This is a genomic window from Modestobacter versicolor (assembly GCF_014195485.1).
GTDB classification, from domain to species: domain Bacteria; phylum Actinomycetota; class Actinomycetes; order Mycobacteriales; family Geodermatophilaceae; genus Modestobacter; species Modestobacter versicolor.
Map to the genome: position 1 here is coordinate 1,442,244 of NZ_JACIBU010000001.1, position 19,459 is coordinate 1,461,702.

The 19,459-nt window shown below is 74.9% G+C and carries 17 protein-coding genes; 8 read left to right on the plus strand and 9 right to left on the minus strand.

Going from position 1 to position 19,459, the window contains the following annotated elements; genetic code table 11:
• Positions 1-4 precede the first annotated feature (4 nt).
• Positions 5-889: a deoxyribonuclease IV gene (locus tag FHX36_RS06990; protein WP_258372795.1), complete on the plus strand. Its 885-nt coding sequence runs from the start codon at positions 5-7 to the stop codon at positions 887-889.
• 153 nt (positions 890-1,042) lie between these two features.
• A complete protein-coding gene (locus FHX36_RS06995; protein WP_110552672.1) occupies positions 1,043-2,206 on the plus strand; it encodes a S8 family peptidase in 1,164 nt (387 codons plus the stop codon).
• 56 nt (positions 2,207-2,262) lie between these two features.
• Here the strand turns inward: FHX36_RS06995 and FHX36_RS07000 are convergent, their stop codons facing one another.
• From FHX36_RS07000 to FHX36_RS07015, 4 genes are all read right to left on the minus strand, one after another.
• A complete protein-coding gene (locus FHX36_RS07000; RefSeq protein WP_110552673.1) occupies positions 2,263-3,675 on the minus strand; it encodes a GntP family permease in 1,413 nt (470 codons plus the stop codon).
• Between the two features lie 130 nt (positions 3,676-3,805).
• Entirely contained in the window at positions 3,806-4,861 is a 1,056-nt protein-coding gene (locus FHX36_RS07005) for a threonine aldolase family protein (RefSeq protein ID WP_110552674.1), read from the minus strand.
• Positions 4,861-6,198 carry a class II 3-deoxy-7-phosphoheptulonate synthase gene (locus FHX36_RS07010; RefSeq protein WP_110552675.1) on the minus strand — a complete coding sequence of 446 codons (1,338 nt, stop codon included), beginning with the start codon at positions 6,196-6,198 and terminating at the stop codon, positions 4,861-4,863. The genes FHX36_RS07005 and FHX36_RS07010 overlap by 1 nt, the downstream gene beginning before the upstream one ends.
• 26 nt (positions 6,199-6,224) lie before the next feature.
• Positions 6,225-7,250 carry a 6-phosphofructokinase gene (locus FHX36_RS07015; RefSeq protein WP_110552676.1) on the minus strand — a complete coding sequence of 342 codons (1,026 nt, stop codon included), beginning with the start codon at positions 7,248-7,250 and terminating at the stop codon, positions 6,225-6,227.
• A gap of 208 nt (positions 7,251-7,458) precedes the next feature.
• On the opposite strand from FHX36_RS07015, the gene FHX36_RS07020 reads away from it, so the two are divergent.
• Complete coding sequence (locus FHX36_RS07020) at positions 7,459-9,576, plus strand: methyl-accepting chemotaxis protein (RefSeq protein ID WP_110552677.1); 2,118 nt, start codon at positions 7,459-7,461, stop codon at positions 9,574-9,576.
• 37 nt (positions 9,577-9,613) lie between these two features.
• On the opposite strand, the gene FHX36_RS07025 is transcribed toward FHX36_RS07020, so the two are convergent.
• Positions 9,614-10,216: a GNAT family N-acetyltransferase gene (locus FHX36_RS07025; protein WP_183513637.1), complete on the minus strand. Its 603-nt coding sequence runs from the start codon at positions 10,214-10,216 to the stop codon at positions 9,614-9,616.
• A complete protein-coding gene (locus FHX36_RS07030) occupies positions 10,213-10,704 on the minus strand; it encodes a polyadenylate-specific 3'-exoribonuclease AS (protein ID WP_258372905.1) in 492 nt (163 codons plus the stop codon). The genes FHX36_RS07025 and FHX36_RS07030 overlap by 4 nt, the downstream gene beginning before the upstream one ends.
• A gap of 106 nt (positions 10,705-10,810) precedes the next feature.
• On the opposite strand from FHX36_RS07030, the gene FHX36_RS07035 reads away from it, so the two are divergent.
• Positions 10,811-11,323 (plus strand): DUF6584 family protein, encoded by a 513-nt coding sequence (locus tag FHX36_RS07035; RefSeq protein WP_110553251.1) that lies wholly within the window; start codon positions 10,811-10,813, stop codon positions 11,321-11,323.
• Between the two features lie 6 nt (positions 11,324-11,329).
• On the opposite strand, the gene FHX36_RS07040 is transcribed toward FHX36_RS07035, so the two are convergent.
• Together FHX36_RS07040 and FHX36_RS07045 are read right to left on the minus strand one after the other, a co-directional pair.
• Positions 11,330-12,619, minus strand: a complete 1,290-nt coding sequence (locus FHX36_RS07040) for a cation:proton antiporter (RefSeq protein ID WP_220036021.1) — start codon at positions 12,617-12,619, stop codon at positions 11,330-11,332.
• A gap of 107 nt (positions 12,620-12,726) precedes the next feature.
• Entirely contained in the window at positions 12,727-13,635 is a 909-nt protein-coding gene (locus FHX36_RS07045) for an SDR family oxidoreductase (RefSeq protein WP_110553252.1), read from the minus strand.
• Positions 13,636-13,761: 126 nt separating this feature from the next.
• On the opposite strand from FHX36_RS07045, the gene FHX36_RS07050 reads away from it, so the two are divergent.
• The 4 genes from FHX36_RS07050 (at position 13,762) to FHX36_RS07065 (ending at position 18,564) form a co-directional block, all read left to right on the plus strand.
• Positions 13,762-15,288, plus strand: a complete 1,527-nt coding sequence (locus FHX36_RS07050) for a flavin-containing monooxygenase (RefSeq protein ID WP_110553253.1) — start codon at positions 13,762-13,764, stop codon at positions 15,286-15,288.
• Positions 15,285-16,226 (plus strand): alpha/beta fold hydrolase, encoded by a 942-nt coding sequence (locus tag FHX36_RS07055; RefSeq protein WP_181428854.1) that lies wholly within the window; start codon positions 15,285-15,287, stop codon positions 16,224-16,226. The genes FHX36_RS07050 and FHX36_RS07055 overlap by 4 nt, the downstream gene beginning before the upstream one ends.
• A gap of 5 nt (positions 16,227-16,231) precedes the next feature.
• Positions 16,232-16,813 (plus strand): TetR/AcrR family transcriptional regulator, encoded by a 582-nt coding sequence (locus tag FHX36_RS07060; RefSeq protein ID WP_181428855.1) that lies wholly within the window; start codon positions 16,232-16,234, stop codon positions 16,811-16,813.
• A 116-nt stretch (positions 16,814-16,929) separates the two neighbouring features.
• Positions 16,930-18,564: a cation:proton antiporter domain-containing protein gene (locus tag FHX36_RS07065; RefSeq protein ID WP_183513638.1), complete on the plus strand. Its 1,635-nt coding sequence runs from the start codon at positions 16,930-16,932 to the stop codon at positions 18,562-18,564.
• A gap of 3 nt (positions 18,565-18,567) precedes the next feature.
• On the opposite strand, the gene FHX36_RS07070 is transcribed toward FHX36_RS07065, so the two are convergent.
• Positions 18,568-19,350: a lysophospholipid acyltransferase family protein gene (locus FHX36_RS07070; protein ID WP_110554312.1), complete on the minus strand. Its 783-nt coding sequence runs from the start codon at positions 19,348-19,350 to the stop codon at positions 18,568-18,570.
• Positions 19,351-19,459: the final 109 nt, after the last annotated feature.

The window sequence follows — 19,459 nt, forward strand, 5'->3', positions numbered from 1 at the left end:
CCTCGTGACAGCGCTCGGCTCCTCCGTGCCCCCGATCGGGGCACACGTGCAGATCAAGGGCGGCCTCGCCAAGGGCGGGCTGGCCTACACCGACGCCGTCGGCGCCCGCGCGGTCCAGGTCTTCGTCGGCAACCCCCGGGGCTGGAAGCCCAGCGCCGGCGACCCGGCGCAGGACACCGCGTTCACCGCCGGCTGCGCCGAGCGCGGGGTGCCCTCCTTCATCCACACCCCGTTCCTGGTCAACGTCGGCTCGCCCAGCGAGGCCACGGTCGACCAGTCGGTGGCCACGATCCGGCACAACCTGCTCCGCGGCGCCCAGCTGGGCGTCCAGGGGGTGGTGGTGCACGCCGGGTCGGCCGTCGGCGAGGACCGCTACGAGGCGGCGCTGGGCCAGCTGCACGAGCGGCTGCTCCCGCTGCTCGAGGAGCTGCCCGAGGGCGGCCCCCGCCTGCTGGTCGAGCCCACCGCCGGCGGCGGGCGGTCGCTGGCCGCCACCGTCGAGGACCTGGGGCCCTACCTGGCGGCGCTGGAGCACCACCCCGCGGTGGGCGTCTGCTTCGACACCTGCCACGCCTGGGCGGCCGGCCACGACTTCTCGGTGCCCGGTGGGATGACCGCCACCCTGGACGCGCTGGTCGCCACCGTCGGCGCCGGCCGGCTGGGCCTGGTGCACGCCAACGACTCGCTGGACGCCTGCGGCTCGACCCGCGACCGGCACACCACCATCGGCGCCGGGTCGATCGGCGCCGCGCCCTTCGCCGAGCTGCTCGCCCACCCGGAGGTGGCTGGGGTGCCGGTGGTGGTCGAGACGCCGAGCGAGGACGACGGGCACGCCAGGGACATCGCGCTGCTGTGCGCGCTGCGCGACGGCGCCCTGCTGCCCGCCTGACCCGCCCCGGGGCGACGCGCCCGGACGCACGAAACGCCGGGACGGGATCGATTGCACCGGCTCATTACTTTCGCTCAGGAAGACGCCGGGCTTCACTCTGCGTGTCTGTGTTGCACCTCAGAGTGCAACTCCCCGGACCGAGGAGAACCACCCGTGCACCTCCGGAAGACCCTGGCCACCGCCGCCGTGACCGCCCTGGCCGCCACCGGCGTCGGGGCCACCGCCGGCACCGCTGCCGCCGCCCCAGCGCCCCCGACGGGCACCTACATCGTCAGCCTCACCCCCGGCTCGCCGGCGGCCGCCCTCGCCGAGCAGGCCGCCGCCCGGCTGGGCGGGCAGGTCGACCACGTCTACACCGCCGCGCTCACCGGCTTCGCCGTCACGCTGCCCACGGCGGTGGCCGAGCGGCTGGCCACGCTGCCCGGAGTGGCGGCCGTGGAGCCGGACGCCCCGGTGCAGCTGGCCGCCACCCAGTCCGGGGCCACCTGGGGCCTGGACCGGATCGACCAGCGCGCGCTGCCGCTGAGCTCCTCCTACACCTACGGCGCGACCGGCGCGGGGGTCACCTCCTACGTCATCGACACCGGCATCCGGCTGTCGCACACCGACTTCGGCGGCCGCGCGGTGTCCGGCTACGACGCGGTGGACGGCGGCAGCGCCGACGACTGCAACGGCCACGGCACGCACGTCGCCGGCACCGTGGGCGGCACCCGCCACGGCGTGGCCAAGGGCACCCGGCTGGTCGCCGTCCGGGTGCTGGACTGCGCCGGCAGCGGCACCAACGCCGGGGTCATCGCCGGCATCGACTGGGTCACCGCGAACCACCCGGCGGGCGCCCCGGCGGTGGCCAACATGAGCCTGGGCGGGGGCGTCAGCTCGGCGGTCGACGCCGCGGTGCAGCGGTCGATCGCCGACGGCGTCACCTACGCGGTGGCCGCCGGCAACGGCGACGCCCGCGGGGTGCCGCAGGACGCCTGCGGCGGCAGCCCGTCCCGGGTGCCGGCCGCGCTGACCGTCGGCGCCACCGACCGGAACGACGCTCCGGCCTCGTTCAGCAACTACGGCGCCTGCGTCGACCTGTTCGCCCCGGGCGTGGGGATCACCAGCGACTGGTACACCTCCACGACCGCGACCAGCACGATCAGCGGCACCTCGATGGCCACCCCGCACGTCGCCGGTGTCGCAGCGCTCTACCTGCAGGGCAACCCCTCGGCGTCACCGGCCACCGTGTCGGCGGCGATCACCGCGGCCACGACCAAGGACCGGGTGCCCACCACCCGTACGGCGAACAACGACCTGCTGTTCAGCTCCTACTGAGCCCAGCGGGCTGCCGGGCCGGGTCGCTCCCCAGGGGGCGACCCGGCCCTCGCGCGTCAGACGACCAGGCTGAGCACCGCGGCGATGGCGAACCCGACCACGCCGATGAGCGTCTCCATCACCGTCCAGGTGCGCAGGGTGGTCTTCACGTCCATCCCCAGGAACCGGCCGACCAGCCAGAACCCGGAGTCGTTGACGTGGGAGAGCACGGTGGCGCCGCAGGCGATCGCGATCACCACGAGGGTGACGTCCAGCCGGGACAGGTCGGCGGACTCGACGGCCGGGGCGATCAGCCCGGCGGTGGTCAGCAGCGCCACCGTGGCCGAGCCCTGGGCGACCCGCAGGCAGGTGGCGATCACGAAGGCGGCGACGATGACCGGCAGCCCGATCGACTCGAGGCTGTCGGCCAGCGCGGTGCCGATGCCGCTGGCCCGCAGCACGCCACCGAACATGCCGCCGGCGCCGGTGATCAGGATGATCGCGCAGACCGGGCCCAGCGAGTCGTTGAGCAGCTTCTCGGTCTCCGCGCGGCTGAACCGCTCGCGGGTGAGCACGACCATGGCCACCAGCACGGTGATCAGCAGGGCGACCGGGGTCTGGCCGAGCAGGGTGACCCACTGGAGCCAGCCGGCCTCCTCGTCGACCGCCCCGGCGGTGGCCAAGGTGGTGAAGCCGGTGTTGAGCAGGATGAGCACCAACGGCAGGAGCAGCAGGGACAGCACCGTGCTGAACCGCGGCGGCGCCTTCCGGTCGACCGCCGTCGCCACGCCCCCACCGCTGCCGTCGCCCCCACCGGCGGACGAGCCGTCCACGTCGGCCGGCACCGGCACGTGGAAGCGCTCGCCGGCCCACTTGCCGTACAGGTAGGCCGCGACGTACCAGGTGGGCAGCCCCACGACGAGACCGACGAGCACCAGCAGGCCGATGTCGGCGCCGAGGATGTCGCCGGCGCCGACCGGGCCGGGGTGCGGCGGCACGAAGGCGTGCATCACGGCGAAGGCACCGGCGGCGGGCAGCGCGTAGGTGAGCACCGACCCGCCGAAGCGCCGGGCGACGCTGAAGATGATCGGCAGGAAGACGACGAACCCGGCGTCGAAGAAGATCGGGAACCCGAACAGCAGCGAGGCCACGCCCAGCGCCAGCGGCGCCCGGCGCTCGCCGAACCGGTTGATCAGCGTGTCCGCGAGCACCTGCGCGCCGCCGGTGACCTCGAGGAGCTTGCCGATCATCGCGCCGAGCCCGACCAGGAGGGCGACGCTGGCCAGCGTCGTCCCGAACCCGGAGAGCAGCGTGGACACCACGTCCCCGACGGGGATCCGGGTGGCCAGCGCGGTCAGCAGGCTGACCAGGACCAGCGCCACGAAGGCGTGGACCCTGAACTTCATGATCAGGACGAGCAGCACCCCGACCGCGGCCACCGCGATCAGCAGCAGGGGCGTGGTGCCCAGGACGGGTTCGACTTCTGGCACGGGAGACCTCTTCGAGTCGACGACGACGCGGTCTCCACCGCGGCTGCGGAGGAGGTCACCACTCTCTCAGTGATGATCACCCGCGCGCCTGCTGCCCGGTCTCGATCCGGACTCGGTGCCGAGCCCGGCCTCAGCGGCCGGTGAGCTCGCCGACCACCTGGGTGAGCACCTTGGCCGCGCGGTCGATGCCGGCCCGGTCGACGTCGAGGTGGGTGACCAGCCGGACCCGCCGGGCGCTCACCTGGCCGACCAGCACGCCCTGGGCCTTGGCGGCCTCGGCGACCGCGGGGGCGGGGACGTCGTCGACGACGACCATGTTGGTCTCCACGGTCGCCGGGTCGACGCCGAGCTGCTCGGCCAGCAGCCGGGCGTGCTCGTGGTCCTCGGCCAGCCGCTCGACGTGGTGGTCCAGCGCGTGCAGCCCGGCCGCGGCGAGCACCCCGACCTGGCGCATGCCGCCACCGAGGCGCTTGCGCCACAGCCGGGCGGCGGCGATCCGCTCGGCGCTGGCGACCAGCACCGACCCGACCGGCGCGCCCAGGCCCTTGGACAGGCAGACCGACGCGGTGTCGGCGAGCCGGCCGTAGGTGGCCAGCGGGACGCCGGAGGCCGCGTGGGCGTTGAACACCCGCGCGCCGTCCAGGTGCACGTTCACCCCGGCGCCGCGGGACCAGTCGAACAGCCGCTGCAGCTCGGCGAGCGGCTGCACCAGCCCGCCCCCCCGGTTGTGCGTGTTCTCCACCGCGATCGCGGCGGTCGCGGTCAGGTGCCAGTCACCGTGCGGGCGGACCTGCTCGATGAGCTGGTCGGCGGACAGCCGGCCGCCGTCGGAGACCACGGTGCGCGAGGAGAGCCCGAACAGCGCGGCCGCGGCACCCATCTCGTAGGTGAGCACGTGCGCGTCGGCGTCGCCGAGCACCTCCTGGCCCGGCTCGCAGACCAGCCGCAGGCCGATCTGGTTGCCCATCGTCCCGGAGGGGACGAACAGCGCAGCCTGGTGGCCGAAGAGCTCGGCGACCCGCTCCTCCAGCGCGTTGACCGTGGGGTCCTCGCGGTAGACGTCGTCGCCGACCTCGGCCTCGGCCATCGCCCGGCGCATCGCCGGGGTGGGGCGGGTGAGGGTGTCCGAGCGCAGGTCGACGGCGCCGCTGGTCGAGCCCGGGCCGTCGGTGTCGATGCCGTACATCAGCCGCGCAGCATCTCGGTGACGAGGAAGGCCAGCTCCAGCGACTGGCCGGTGTTCAGCCGCGGGTCGCACGCGGTCTCGTACCGGCTGTTCAGGTCGTCGTCGCTGATCTCCTGGGCGCCGCCCAGGCACTCGGTGACGTCCTCGCCGGTGAGCTCCACGTGGATGCCGCCGGGCCAGGTGCCCAGGCCGCGGTGCACGTCGAAGAAGCCGAGCACCTCGTCGACCACCCGGTCGAAGTGCCGGGTCTTGTAGCCGCTGGGCGACTCGTGGGTGTTGCCGTGCATCGGGTCGCACTGCCAGACGACCTGGTGCCCGCTGGCGGTCACCTTCTCCACGATCGCCGGCAGCACGTCGCGGATCTTCCCGTTGCCCATCCGGCTGATCAGGGTCAGCCGGCCGGGCAGGCCCTCGGGGTCCAGCCGCTCGACGAGCTCGGTGGCCTGCTCCGGGGTGGTGGTCGGGCCGATCTTGACGCCGATCGGGTTGGCCAGCTTGGAGACGAACTCGATGTGCGCGCCGTCCATCTGCCGGGTGCGCTCCCCCACCCAGACGAAGTGGGCGCTCAGCGCGTACGGGCGGCCCTCGTACATCCGCAGCAGGGCCCGCTCGTAGTCCAGGATCAGCGCCTCGTGGCTGCTGTAGAGCTCGACCCCGCGCAGCGCCGCGTCGTCGATGCCGCAGGCCTTCATGAACGCCAGCGCCCGGTCGATCTCCCGGGCGATGACCTCGTACCGCACCCCGGCCGGGGAGGTGGCGACGAAGTCGCGGTTCCAGTCGTGGACGGCGTGCAGGTCCGCCAGGCCCCCGCGGGCGTAGGCCCGGATCATGTTCATCGCGGCCGCGGAGTTCGCGTAGGCGCGCACCAGCCGGCCCGGGTCGGGGATGCGCTCCTCGAGCACCGGGTTCAGCGAGTTGACCATGTCGCCGCGGTAGGAGGGCAGGCCCAGCGCGTCGGTGTTCGAGCTGCGCGGCTTGGCGTACTGCCCGGCCACCCGGCCCACCTTGACCACCGGCACGCTCGCGCCGTAGGTGAGCACGACGGCCATCTGCAGCAGCGTGCGGGTGGTGGCCTGCAGGTGCGGCTCGGTGTTCAGGTCGAAGGTCTCGGCGCAGTCGCCGCCCTGCAGCAGGAAGGCCTTCCCCTGCGCGACGTCGGCCAGCTGGCGGCGCAGCGTGTCGACCTCGGCCGGCGCCACGATCGGCGGCACGGTCTTCAGCGTCGACAGCACGGCGTCCAGCGCGCCCCGGTCGGGCCACTCCGGCTGCTGCGCGGCCGGCAGCGAGCGCCACCGGTCCAGGTCCGGGACCACGTCAGCAGGCTCAGGGAGGCTCACAGGCCCAGGGTACGGCGGCGCCCGGATCAGCCGAAGAAGACCTCCGCCTCCTCGTACCGCTCCAGCGGCACCAGCTTGAGCTGGGCGATCGCCTCGGCCAGCGGCACCTGCACGATGTCGGTGCCGCGCAGCGCGACCATCACGTCCGACGCCCCCGAGTGCACCGCCCGCACGGCCGCGAGCCCGAAGCGGGTCGCCAGCACCCGGTCGAAGGGGGTCGGCGTCCCGCCGCGCTGCACGTGCCCGAGCACCACCGCCCGGGACTCCCGGCCGGTGCGCTGCTCGATCACCCGGGCCAGCGCCTCCCCGATCCCGCCGAGCCGCTCGTGCCCGAAGGCGTCCCGCTGCCCGGTGGCCGTGGTCAGGTGCCCGTCGGCGGGCACCGCGCCCTCGGAGACGACCACGATCGGGCTGAAGCCTGAGTCGAAGCGGTGCTGGCAGTGCGCCACCACGGCGTCGAGGTCGAAGGGCCGCTCGGGCACCAGCACCACGGTGGCACCGCCGGACATCCCGGCGTGCAGCGCGATCCAGCCGGCGTGCCTGCCCATCACCTCCACCACCAGCGCCCGGTGGTGGCTGTCGCCGGTGGTGTGCAGCCGGTCGATCGCCTCGGACGCGACGCCGACGGCGGTGTCGAAGCCGAACGTGTAGTCGGTGGCGTCCAGGTCGTTGTCGATGGTCTTGGGGACGCCGACGCACCGCAGCCCCGCCCCCGCCAGCCGGTGCGCGACGCCCAGGGTGTCCTCCCCGCCCACCGGCACCAGCGCGTCGATGCCCAGCCGCCGGCAGGTCTCCAGCACCCGTTCCGGACCGCCGTCGAGCGCGAAGGGGTTGGTGCGCGAGGTGCCCAGCACGGTGCCCCCGCGGGGCAGCAGCCCGCGGGTGGCGGCGACGTCGAGCGGGACGGTGTCGCCGTCCACGACCCCGCGCCAGCCGTCCCGGAAGCCGACCACCTCGTCGCCGTGCTGGGTGGTGCCGGAGCGGACCACCGCCCGGATGACCGCGTTGAGGCCGGGGCAGTCGCCCCCACCGGTCAGGATGCCGATGCGCACGTGCGCCTCCGGAGGGCCCGTGGTGCCGGATGAGGGGGCCGATGATGCCGCACCGGCGGGCTCAGCGGCAGGGGCGATCCGCAGGTGAGCGGCCCGTCGGCCCCGGTGTCTCGGTTCGGTCACACCCGTACCGGTGATCGGACCGCCTGCCGATGAGCACGCTGAGGCGGGAGGACTCCCGCCCGGGGAAGCGGGCCAGGGGGCACACGTGCGTTGGGGCATCAGGACGAAGGTGGTGGCGCTGGCCGTGGCCAGCGTCGCCGTCACGGGGGCGGCGATGGTCGGCGTCAGCGCCTGGCAGAGCGGTGAGTTCGCCGACGACGCCAGGACCGACGTCGAGGACATGGTCGGCCACAGCATCGAGCAGACCGCGGACGGCGTGTACGACGTCGTCTCCACCCAGGGCGAGTCGACCGCCGCGAAGGTCGACACCGACCTGCAGGTGGCCAACTACGTGCTGCAGCAGGCCGGCGGGCTGGCCCTCGGCTCGACCACCAAGAACACCGTCACCTGGGACGCCAAGAACCAGGTGACCAGCGAGGTCACCCCCGTCGCGCTTCCCCGCGTCGAGGTCGGTGGCACCTGGCTGGGGCAGAACGCCGACGTCAACACCCCGACGCCGGTCGTCGACCAGATCCAGGGGCTGGTGGGCGGCACCGCCACGATCTTCCAGCGGCTCAACGCCGAGGGGAACATGCTGCGGGTGGCCACGAACGTGGTCAGCGCGACCGGCAGCCGGGCCATCGGCACCTACATCCCGGCCATCGGGGCCAACGGCACGCCCAGCCCGGTGATCGCCGCCGTGCTGGCCGGCCAGACCTACCGGGGGACGGCGTTCGTCGTCGACTCCTGGTACGTGACGGCGTACCAGCCGCTGTTCGACGCGGGCGGCCAGGTCATCGGCATGATCTACGTCGGCGTCAAGCAGGAGGCCATGCCGACGCTGCGGGAGAGCGTGCAGAACACCGCCGTCGGCGAGAACGGGGACGTGACCGTGCTGGGCGCCACCGGCGACCGCGCCGGCACGGTGCTGATCAGCCCGGACGGCAGCACCGACGGCACCAACCTGCTGGAGACCACCGACGCCGACGGCACGGCCTACGTCCAGGAGATCGTCGACGCCGCGCTGACCCTGACCGACGGCGCGCAGGCCACGGTCCGGTACCGGGACGCCGACAGCGGCACCCACACGGTGCAGGTCGCCTACTACCAGCCGTGGGACTGGGTCATCGCCGTCGACGCCCAGGACAGCGACTTCGCCGGCCCGGTCACCCGGCTCGACGAGGGCCGCTCCTCGATGTTCACCGCGCTGGTCGTCGCCGCGCTGCTGGTCGCCGTCATCGGCTTCGTGCTGGCCTGGTGGCTGGGCCGCCGGCTCACCGAGCCGCTGGAGAGCCTGCGGCAGCGGATGGCCGAGATCGCCGACGGCGAGGGCGACCTGACCCAGCGGGTCGACGACTCCTCCCGCGACGAGGTCGGCGAGCTCGCCGGTGCCTTCAACCGGTTCGTCGACAAGGTCGCCGGCACGATCCGCGACATCGGCGTCGCCGCCGGGTCGCTGGCGGTCTCCGCCTCCGGGGTCGCCCGGGTGGCCGACGGCCTCAGCGAGCGGGCCTCGCGCAGCCGGGACCAGGCGCGGCACGCCCACCAGGCGGCCTCCGACATCAGCTCCGGGGTCTCCTCCGCGGCCGCTGGGGCCGAGCAGATGGGCTCGGCGATCCGCGAGATCGCCCGCAGCGCCAGCGACGCCAGCCACGTCGGCCAGGGTGCGGTCGACCTGGCCGCCAAGACCGAGACGGCGATCGCCGCGCTGGGCACCAGCTCGGCGGAGATCAGCGACGTCGTCAAGGTCATCTCCGCGGTGGCCGAGCAGACCAACCTGCTGGCGCTCAACGCCACCATCGAGGCGGCGCGGGCCGGGGAGGCCGGCAAGGGCTTCGCGGTCGTCGCCACCGAGGTCAAGGAGCTGGCCCAGGAGGCCTCCCGCGCGAGCGAGGAGATCCACCAGCGGGTCCAGTCGATCCAGGCCGACACCAGCGCGGCGGTCGGCTCGATCAGCCAGATCGTCGGGGTCATCCGCGAGATGAACGACCACCAGACCACCATCGCCAGCGCGGTGGAGGAGCAGACGGCGGTCACCAACGAGCTGTCCCGCAGCGTCAGCTCGGTCGCCGACGGCGCCAGCTCGGTGACCGAGACCATGAACGACGTCACCACCGACGCCGACCGCACCGCGGCCGACGTCGACCAGGCGCGGACCGCCGCCCGCGAGCTGGACCAGCTCTCCGGTGAGCTAACCCGGCTGATCAACGTCTTCACCGTCTAGGCGGCCCCCGCACGGGCCCAGGGGCCGTCGGCAGCGCTCAGCTGGCGGCGGCCCCTGTCGTCGTCCCCGTGCTCTGCAGCCCCCACATCACCGGTCCGGTCGGCCCGAGCCGCGCCTCCGAGCGGACCCGCAGGCCGTGCGACTCGTAGAACGGCAGGTTGCCCGGGTTCGTCGTGTCCAGCCGCAGGGGCACGCCGGCCGCACGGGACCGGTCCAGGACGCCGGCCAGCAGCCGCGCGCCGAGCCCCCGCCGCCGGGCGTCGGGGTCGACCGCCAGGAAGTGCAGGTAGCAGTGCGGGACGTCGTCCTCCGGCGTCCCGGCGCGGACGGCGGCGAAGCCCGCGGCGACCTCCGCCGCCCGGTCCGCGCCGAGGAGGGCGCGCAGCAGGCCGTCGGCCGTGGGCAGCAGGTCGGCCGGCCCGGCCAGCGTCGTCGACGGGCGGCGCCACAGCGCCACCGCAGCGAGGCGCTCCTCCCGGACGACGTCCACCTCACCGGCCTCGACGTACCGCTCGACCATGAGCCCGAGCCAGGCGGCCAGGGCCTGCTGCCGGTCGTGCTCGTCGGGGAAGACCCAGACCATCAGCGGATCGGCCACGAAGGCCCGGGCCAGCAGCGTCCGGATCTCGGCGACGGTCACGGCGCGGCGGCCTGCATGATCTCCCAGCGCGCCAGGTTGTAGCGCGCGTCGACCAGGGCGTCGTGGGTGCCGGTGGGCTTGGGCGGGAACGCCGGGCGGCCGACGTCGTCCCAGCGCTGGCGGAGCTCCCGGGTGAACCGCGGGATCGGCCGCGGCAGGGCCGGCATCGCGCCCCACAGCTGGGCCAGCGCGACGTGGTCGTAGGCGGCGAACCAGGCCCACAGCTCGATCTCCTCGCCGGGTGCGGTGAGGAAGGACAGCAGGTCCTCGCGGATCCGCTGCCGGCTGCGCCACGCCTTGTCCGCCGGCGGCGGGAGCTGGTCGAGCACGTTGCGGCGCACCCACGGGATCGCCCGGTCCGGGTCGAACTCGGTGCTCACGGCGTAGAACTCCCGGCCCGTCTCGTCGACCACGCCGATCGACACCAGGTCGATGGTCGTGCCGTCCTCGATGAACTCGGTGTCGTAGAAGTACCGCCGCACGCTCACGCCGCCACCGTAGGCGTCGCTGCAGGGCCGGGGCGGCCGGGTCCGGTCGCCGGGTGCCCGGCAACCTGCTCGCCAACCCCGGGCCCACCTGCGAACATCTCCGCCCGTGCCCGTCGAGCAGACCCTCACCCGGGTGGCGGGCGACCTCGTCAAGGACCGGGTCGACCTCGCCCGCCGGCGGCTGCGCGGGCTGGTCGAGGCCTTCCCGCACCGGCTCGACCTCCGGGAGCGGCTGGCCGACACCTACCGCCGGACCGGCGACGCGGCCCAGGCCGGGCGCTGGGCCTACCTCGGGGGCGCGGCCCGGCCGGAGGAGGTGGCCGCGTTCGAGGCGCTGTACCCGCACCCCGACCGGCGGCTCGAGGCGCTGCGCTGGCCCGACGGGTCGGAGCCCGGCGACCCCCTCGGCCGGCGCCGGTTGCAGCACCTCCGCGCCCACTCCGCCGCCCTGGCCGACGGGTCGGCGGTCTGGGTCGGGCCGCCTCGTCGTGATGCCGTCCGGACGAGGACCTCGCCGGCCGAGGTCGCGTCCGCCGCGGGCTGCCTGCTGGTGGCCGTCGTCCTGCTCGCGCTGGTCGTCGTCGGGGCGGTGGTCGTCGTCCGGGCGCTGGTCGGCTGAGCCGGCTCAGACCTTGGTGACCGGGGCGCGGTCGGCCGAGCCGTGCACGGTCTCGGCGGTCAGCGCGCGACGGCGGTCCAGCCAGTTCATCACCGGGGTCGCCGTCACGCCGTGCACGACCACCGAGGCGATCACGACCAGGATGGTGACCCGCCAGATCTGCTCGGCGCCGGCGAACTCCGCCTCGCCCGTGGCGTAGGCGACGTAGTAGAGCGACCCGATGCCGCGGACGCCGAAGAACGAGATGACCGCCCGCTCGCGGGGTCCGGTCGCCCCGCCGGCGAGCCCGAGCCAGCCGGTCAGCGGGCGGACGACCAGCAGCACCAGCCCGACCAGCACGCCCTCGGCCCAGGTCACGTCGGCGAGCGCGCCCCGGGCGACCGCGCCGCCGAGCAGCACGAGCACGACCACGGTGAGCAGCCGCTCCAGCTGCTCGACGTAGGTGTGCAGCACCTGGTGCTGGCCGTGCGACCGCTCCCCCGCCCGGATGGTGCACGCGCAGACGAACACCGCGACGAAGCCGTAGCCGTTCGCCAGCTCAGCGGCGCCGTAGGTGAGGAACACCGAGGCCAGCGCCACGAACCCGCCGGCCCGGTCGGCGAGGCCCGCCCTGCGGGACCGGTGGGAGAAGAACAGCAGCCGCAGCACCCAGCCGACGGCGATGCCGATGGTCACCCCGGCGGTGATCTTCCACAGCACGTCGACGGCCAGCCACCCGCCCAGCCAGTTCGACGGGGCGGCACCGAGGGTGGCCATGGCGATCGCGGCGTAGGTGAAGGGGAAGGCCAGCCCGTCGTTCAGCCCCGCTTCCGACGTGAGGGCGAAGCGCGCCTCGTCCTCGCTCTCGGTGTCGTCGCTGGGCTCGCCCACCTGCACCTCGGAGGCGAGCACCGGGTCGGTCGGCGCAAGGGCGGCGGCGAGCAGGACGGCGGCGGCCGCCCCCAGCCCGAGCAGCCAGCCGCCGAGCAGCGCGGTCACCGCGATGGCCACCGGCATGGTCACCGCCAGCAGCCGCCAGGTCGACGCCCAGCGCCGCCAGCCCACCGGCCGGTCCAGGGCCAGCCCGGCGCCGAGCAGCGAGACGATCACGCAGACCTCGGTGAGGTGCACCGTGATCGTCTCGTGCGCCATCGGGTCGGGCGTGGGCAGCCCGTCGGCCAGGGCGAAGACGACGATGCCGATGGCCACCACGATCATCGGCTCGGACACCGGTGCCCGGCGGAGCAGCCGCGGCAGGAGGGCCGCCAGCAGCGCAGCGCCGCCGGCGATGGCGTAGGTCAGGCCGACGGCGTCCACCGGGTCAGCGCCCCGGGTGGGGCGGTCGGGGGGAGGCGTCGGCGCAGGAGAGCACGGTCCAGTGTGCCCAACCGGACGGCTCCGGACACCTCGCGGCGGGAACGGTGTCAGGCCGGGCGGTGCGCCTCCACGGAGTGGGTGCCGAACTCCTGCCCGTGCAGGTCGGCGATCTCCCCCTCCAGCCGGGGGACGGCGGTGCGGGACCGGGCGAGCACCAGCTTCTCCCCCAGCACCCCGGTCACCAGCTGGCGCCAGGCCGCGACCACGCCCACCGAGCGCGGCACGAAGACCCGCCGGCCGCGGCGCTCGAGGTTGCCCACCAGCGCCTCGGCGCAGTCACCCACCGAGGTGTAGGCGCCCAGCGGCCCGGGGAGCCGGCCGAGCGTCTCGGCGAAGGTCGGCAGCGCGGCCTTGGTGTCGCGCACCATGTCGGTGTCGATCCAGGTGGGGTGCGCGCTGCCGACGGTGATGCCGCGGTGCGCGACCTCCAGCCGCAGCACGTCGCCGAAGCGCTCCAGGCCGGCCTTCGCCGCGCAGTAGGCGCTCATCCCCGGCAGCACGGTGAACGCCGCCGCCGAGCTGACCAGCAGCACGTGCCCGCGGCTCGCGGTGAGCGCGGGCAGCGCGGCCCGGGCGGTGAGCATCGCACCGGTCAGGTTGACCTCGATCGTGCGCGACAGCGACCGCGCCGAGGACGTCGCGACCGTGGTGAGCGGGGCGATGCCGGCGTTGGCCACGACGGCGTCCAGCCGGCCGAAGGTGTCCACGGTGCGCTGCACGGCGACGTCGAGGGCGGCGGGGTCGGTGACGTCGGCCTCCACCCACAGGTGCTCCGGCCCGAGCTCGGCCGCGACGGAGGCGAGCAGCTCGGGCTCCAGCCCGACCAGGGACACCCGCGCGCCCCGGGCGGCGACCCGGCGGGCGAGCTCGGCCCCGATCCCCCGGGCGGCGCCGGTGATCAGCACCGTCGAGCCGGCGAGCGGGGACGGGGTGGTCGAGCTGCGGCGGGAGCGCATCGTCGCGGTCCTCCAGGGTCGTGGGCCGGGTCGGCCGTCCGTGTTGAGCACTGCTCAACAGCCGTTGTAGCGTGTTGAGCAGTGCTCAGCAAGCCGGAGCCGTCCCGTCAGCGAAGGAGCCGATCGGTGACCAGCACGACCACGACCCCCGCCAGCGCGCAGCTCTCCCCCGGCCGCGAGGTGGGGGTCGCCGTCATCGGCTCGGGCTTCGCCGGCCTCGGCCTGGCGATCCGGCTGCGGCAGCGCGGCGAGACCGACTTCCTGGTGCTCGAGCGCGGGCACGACGTGGGCGGCACCTGGCGCGACAACACCTATCCCGGCGCCGCCTGCGACGTGCAGAGCAACCTCTACTCGTTCTCCTTCGCGCCCAACCCGGACTGGCCGCGCACCTACTCGCGGCAGCCGGAGATCCAGGCCTACCTGCGCGACACCGCCGAGCGGTTCGGCGTCTACCCGCACTGCGTCTTCGGCGCCGAGGTGACCGCAGCCAGCTGGGACGACGAGGCCCGGCGCTGGCGGGTGCGGACGACGGCCGGCGACCTCACCGCGCGGGTCCTCGTCTCCGCCGCCGGGGCGCTGGCCGACCCGGCGTACCCCGACATCCCCGGCCTGGGCTCCTTCGCCGGCACGGTCATGCACTCCGCCCGCTGGGACGCCGGCCACGACCTCGCCGGCGAGCAGGTCGCGGTCATCGGCACCGGGGCCTCCGCCGTCCAGATCGTGCCGGCGGTCCAGCCGCAGGTCGCCAGCGTCGCGGTCTACCAGCGCACGCCGCCCTGGGTCGTCCCCCGCGGTGACCGCCCGGTGAAGCCCGCCGCCCGGCGCGTCTACCGGCGGCTGCCCGCCGCGCAGAAGGCCGTCCGCGGTGCGCTGTACGCCGCGCGGGAGGTGCTGGTGGTCGGCATGGCGAAGCAGCGGCGGGCGCTGCGCCCGGTCGGGAAGCTGGCCCGGACCCACCTGGAGCGGCAGGTCCGCGACCCGCAGCTGCGCGCGGCGCTCACGCCGGACTACACGATCGGCTGCAAGCGCATCCTGATCAGCAACGACTGGTACCCCGCGGTCAGCGCGCCCAACGCCGAGGTGGTCACCGCCGGCATCGCCGAGGTGCGGCCGCACTCGATCGTCACCCGGGACGGCGTCGAGCGGCCGACCGACACGATCGTGCTGGCCACCGGCTTCGCCGTCACCGACCTGCCGATCGCGCACCGCATCTCCGGCCGCGACGGCCGCACGCTCGCCCAGGTCTGGGACGACGGGATGGTCACCAACCGCGGCAGCGCGGTGGCCGGGTTCCCCAACCTGTTCCTGCTGGTGGGCCCGAACGTGGGCGTCGGCCACACGTCGATGGTGTACATGATCGAGTCGCAGCTGGCCTACGTGCTCGACGCGCTGCGCACGATGGCCGAGGAGGGCCTGGAGGTGCTGGAGACGACGCCGCAGGCCCAGGAGGCCTACCGGCAGCTCATCGCCGAGCGCTCGCAGGGCACGGTGTGGCTGGCCGGCGGCTGCGGCAGCTGGTACCTCGACCGGCACGGGCACAACACCACGCTGTGGCCCGACTTCACCTTCCGGTTCCGCCGGCTCACCCGGCGGCTGGACCGGGAGAACTACGTGGGGACGCCGGCCGGCGCCCGGGCGGGGGTGGCCGCGTGAGCGCGCTCGTGCAGCGCCGGACCGTCGCCGTCGACGCCGGGGACGGCGCCCTGCTGCACGCGACCGTCGAGGGCAGCGACACGGCGCCGGTGACGCTGGTGCTCGCGCACGGCTGGACGCTGTCCCAGGCCGCGTGGGACGACGTCGCCGCCGAGCTCGCCGCCGAGGTCGCCGCCGGCGGGCTGCGGCTGGTCCGCTACGACCAGCGCGGCCACGGCCGGTCGACGTGGGGCACGACCGAGCCGGTGTCGATCGACCTGCTGGGCGAGGACCTGCGCCAGGTGCTCGACCGGTGCGCCCCGACCGGCCCGGTCGTGCTGGGCGGGCACTCGATGGGCGGCATGACGATCATGTGCCTGGCCGCCGGGCACGCCTCGCTGTTCGGCGACCGGGTGCGCGGCGTGGCACTGGTCGACACCTCCGCCGGCGACCTGCGGCGCACGCCGCGGACCCGGTCGCAGCGGCTGCAGCAGCGGCTGGAGCCGGGCGTGCTGTCCTTCGCGCTGGCCCGGGCGGGGCTGGTGGAGCGGCTGCGCCGGCTGTCCCCGCCGTCGTCCCGGACGCACCAGCGGCTGGTCCGCGGGCTGCTGTACGGCGCGGACGCCAGCGATGAGGTGGTCCGCCGGGGCGCGGAGATCATGCACGCCTCGTCGGTGCGGGCCTTCGCCGTCTTCCACCCCGCGCTGGGCGAGCACGAGAAGCGCGACGGGCTCGCGGCGCTGACCCGGGTGCCGGTCGAGGTGCTGGTCGGCGAGGAGGACAGGCTCACCCCCGTGCGGCACAGCCGGCAGCTCGCCGAGGTGCTGCCGCACGCCGTGCTGCACGTCGAGCCGCGGTGCAGCCACATGCTGCCCCAGGAGCGGCCGGCCCTGGTCGCGGCGTCGCTGCGCCGGCTGCTGGCCGCCGCCGTCGATGGCGACCTGGCGGCGACCGGGTGACCGTGGTGCGCCGCAGCGCCGGCGACCGGCGGGCGCAGCTGGTCGAGATCGGGCTGGAGCTGCTGCCCACCACGCCGGTGCAGGACCTCACGATCGACGAGGTGGCCCGCCGGGCGGGGATCAGCCGCAGCCTGCTGTTCCACTACTTCGCGACCAAGGCGGAGTACTACGCCGCGGTGATGGACGCCGCCGCGGCGCTGCTGCGCGACCACGTCGTCCCGCGGCCCGGCACCGCGCCGGCCGGGCAGCTGCCGGGGATGCTCGACCGGTTCGTCACCTGGGTGGAGACCTACCGGGACAGCTACCTGGCCTTCGTCCGCGGCGCGCACGCCGGCGACCCGGGCGTCGCCGAGGTGTACGAGCAGACCCGCGAGCAGCTGGTCGCGGTGGCGCTGGCCGCCGTCCCGCTGCCCGACGGCCCGCGGCAGCGGCAGCTGGTGCGCGCCTGGTTCGCCTTCACCGAGGACCTGGTGCTGCAGTGGACGCGCGAGCCGACGCTCCCCCGCGCGGAGCTGCTGGAGCTGCTGGTCGAGGTGCTCGGCGGCCTGCGGGCCCGCGCGGCGGGACCACCGGCCGGTCGCGGGTAGCCCCGGGCCCGACGAGCGCCTCGCCGCCGGCGCGTCAGCGGCACGTCAGCGCGGTGCCAGCCCCCGGTGGTCACCTGGCTCCGGCCCGGGACCGGGCCGGAGGCGAGGAGGACCGGGTGGAACCGCTGATCGTGATCGTGCTCGGGTTGCTGGTGATCGCCGCGACCGCGGTGATCGCACCCCGGGTGGGGGTGGCGGCCCCGCTGCTGCTGGTGCTGACCGGGATCGGGGTCAGCGTGCTGCCGGTCGTCCCGCCGGTGCACGTCGAGCCGGAGTGGGTGCTGGCCGGCGTGCTGCCCCCGCTGCTCTACTCCGCCGCGGTGTCGATGCCGGCGATGGACTTCCGCCGGGAGTTCCGCGCGATCAGCGGCCTGTCCGTCGTCCTGGTCGTGGCCAGCTCGCTGGTCATCGGCTGGTTCGCGACCCTGCTGGTGCCCGGCCTGCCCTTCGCCTGGGGCGTGGCCCTCGGCGCGGTGGTCAGCCCGACCGACGCGGTGGCCACCTCGATCGTGCGCCGGCTCGGCGTCTCGCCCCGGGTCGTCGCGGTGCTCGACGGGGAGGGGCTGCTCAACGACGCCACGGCGCTGGTCGTGCTGCGCACCGCCATCGCCGGCGCCGCCGCCTCGGTCTCCCTGGGCGGGGTGCTCGGCGACTTCCTGTTCGCGGTGCTCGTCGCCGGCCTCATCGGGTTCGTGGTCGGGCACGTCGACCTCGCCGTCCGCGGCCGGGTCCGCGACGCGACGGTGAACACCGTCCTGTCCTTCACCGCCCCGTTCCTCGCCTCCGTCCCCGCCGAGCAGCTGGGCGCCTCGGGCCTCGTCGCCGCCGTCATGGCCGGGGTGGTCACCGGGTACGACGGCCCGCGCCGCCTCCCGCCGCAGCACCGGCTGTCCGACGCGCAGAACTGGCGCACCGTCGAGCTCGTGCTCGAGGGCGCGGTCTTCCTCGTCACCGGGCTGCAGCTGGCCACCGTGGTCGCCGACGTCCGGGCCGACCACGGCGGCACCGGCACCGCGGTGGCGCTGGCCGCCGGGGCGCTGGTGATCAGCGTCGTCGTCCGGGCGGCGTACGTCGCGCCCCTGGTGGCCGGCCTGCGCCGTCGCGCCCGCCGGGCCGCCGACAGGCGCGACCGGGTGCTGGTGATCCAGGACCGGCTGCGCGACCCGGAGAGCGCGGCCACCGCCTTCGACCGGCCGGGCGCCCGGGCCCGCCGGGCGCGGGTCCCGTCGACCGGCCAGCTGGAGCGGATGCGGGTCCGGGTCCGCCGGCTCGTCGCCGACATCGACTACTTCCTCGCCGCCCCGCTCGGCTGGCGGGACGGCGCCGTCGTCGTCTGGGCCGGGATGCGCGGCGCGGTCACCGTCGCCGCGGCCCAGACGCTGCCCGAGGACACCCCCAGCCGGCCGCTGCTGGTGCTGACCGCCTTCCTGGTGGCCATCTCCTCGCTGCTGCTGCAGGGCGGCACGCTGCCCCGACTCGTGCGTGCGGTGGGCGCGGCCGGTGCCCGGCCCGCCGACGGCACCGACGACCGGGCCGCCGTCGCGGACCTGCTGGAGAGCGCGGCGGCGACCGTCCCCGACCGGACCGACCCCGACCGACCGCTGGCCGTGGTCCGCGCGCAGCGGCTGGCGCTGCTGGACGCCCGGGACGACGGCACGCACAGCTCGGCCGCGCTGGCCGCGGCGCTGGCCGTGCTGGACGCCGAGCAGATCAGCCTGGAGCTGCGCAGCGCGGGCGGTGCCGCGGGGTGAGCGTCAGCCGGCGAGCGAGCTGGGCAGCCGGTCGGCGGCCTCCTGCGGCGGCGGCTGCAGCCGGCTGACGGCCTCGGTGGCGCTGGCCCCGGTGGTGTCCATCGACTTCTTCACCTTGGCGCCGTAGACGTCGACGTACTCCTGGCCGGACAGCTCCATGATCTCGTACATGACCTCGTCGGTGATCGAGCGCTCGACGAAGCGGTCACCGGACAGGCCGGCGTAGCGGGAGAAGTCCAGCGGCTCCCCGAAGCGGACCACGACCCGCACCATGTTCTTGCTCAGCCGCCGGCCGAGCTTGCCCGGCACCGGCAGCTTCCGCGGCTCGTAGAGCATCGCGACCGGCACGACCGGCGCACCGGTCTCGAGCGTCATCCGGGCGATGCCGGTCTTGCCGCGGAACAGCCGGCCGTCCGGGGAGCGGGTGCCCTCGGGGTAGATGCCCAGCAGCTTGCCCTGGCCCAGGATGCGGATGCCGGTACGGATGGCGTCCTCGGCCGCGGAGGCGTTGGTGCGGTCGATCGGCACCTGCCCGCTGCCGCCGAAGAACACCCGCTGGGCGAAGCCCTTGGGCCCGGTGCCGGTGAAGTACTCGGCCTTGGCCAGGAAGGTGACCCGCCGGCGCAGCGACAGCGGCATGAAGATCCAGTCGGCCGCGGACAGGTGGTTGCTGGCGATGATCGCCGCACCGGTCACCGGCACGTGCCCGGTGCCCTCCGCGCGGGGCCGGAACACGAGCTTGACGATCGGCCCGACGGCCACGAACTTGAGGAACCAGTAGAACAACGCGCCTCCCTCAGCGACTGTCAGACTAAGGAAGCGCACAACACCCCGACAATCGAGACGGCCGCCGCCGTCCATCCCGCCACACGGCTCCCACGCCCGCACCCCCCGG

What these genes read in the sequence shown, in the direction of transcription:
- FHX36_RS07005 (WP_110552674.1), bottom strand. Translation starts at nt 4,861, where the DNA reads ATGTACGGCATCGACACCGACGGCCCGGGCTCGACCAGCGGCGCCGTC.
- FHX36_RS07045 (WP_110553252.1), bottom strand. Translation starts at nt 13,635, where the DNA reads ATGCGCTCCCGCCGCAGCTCGACCACCCCGTCCCCGCTCGCCGGCTCG.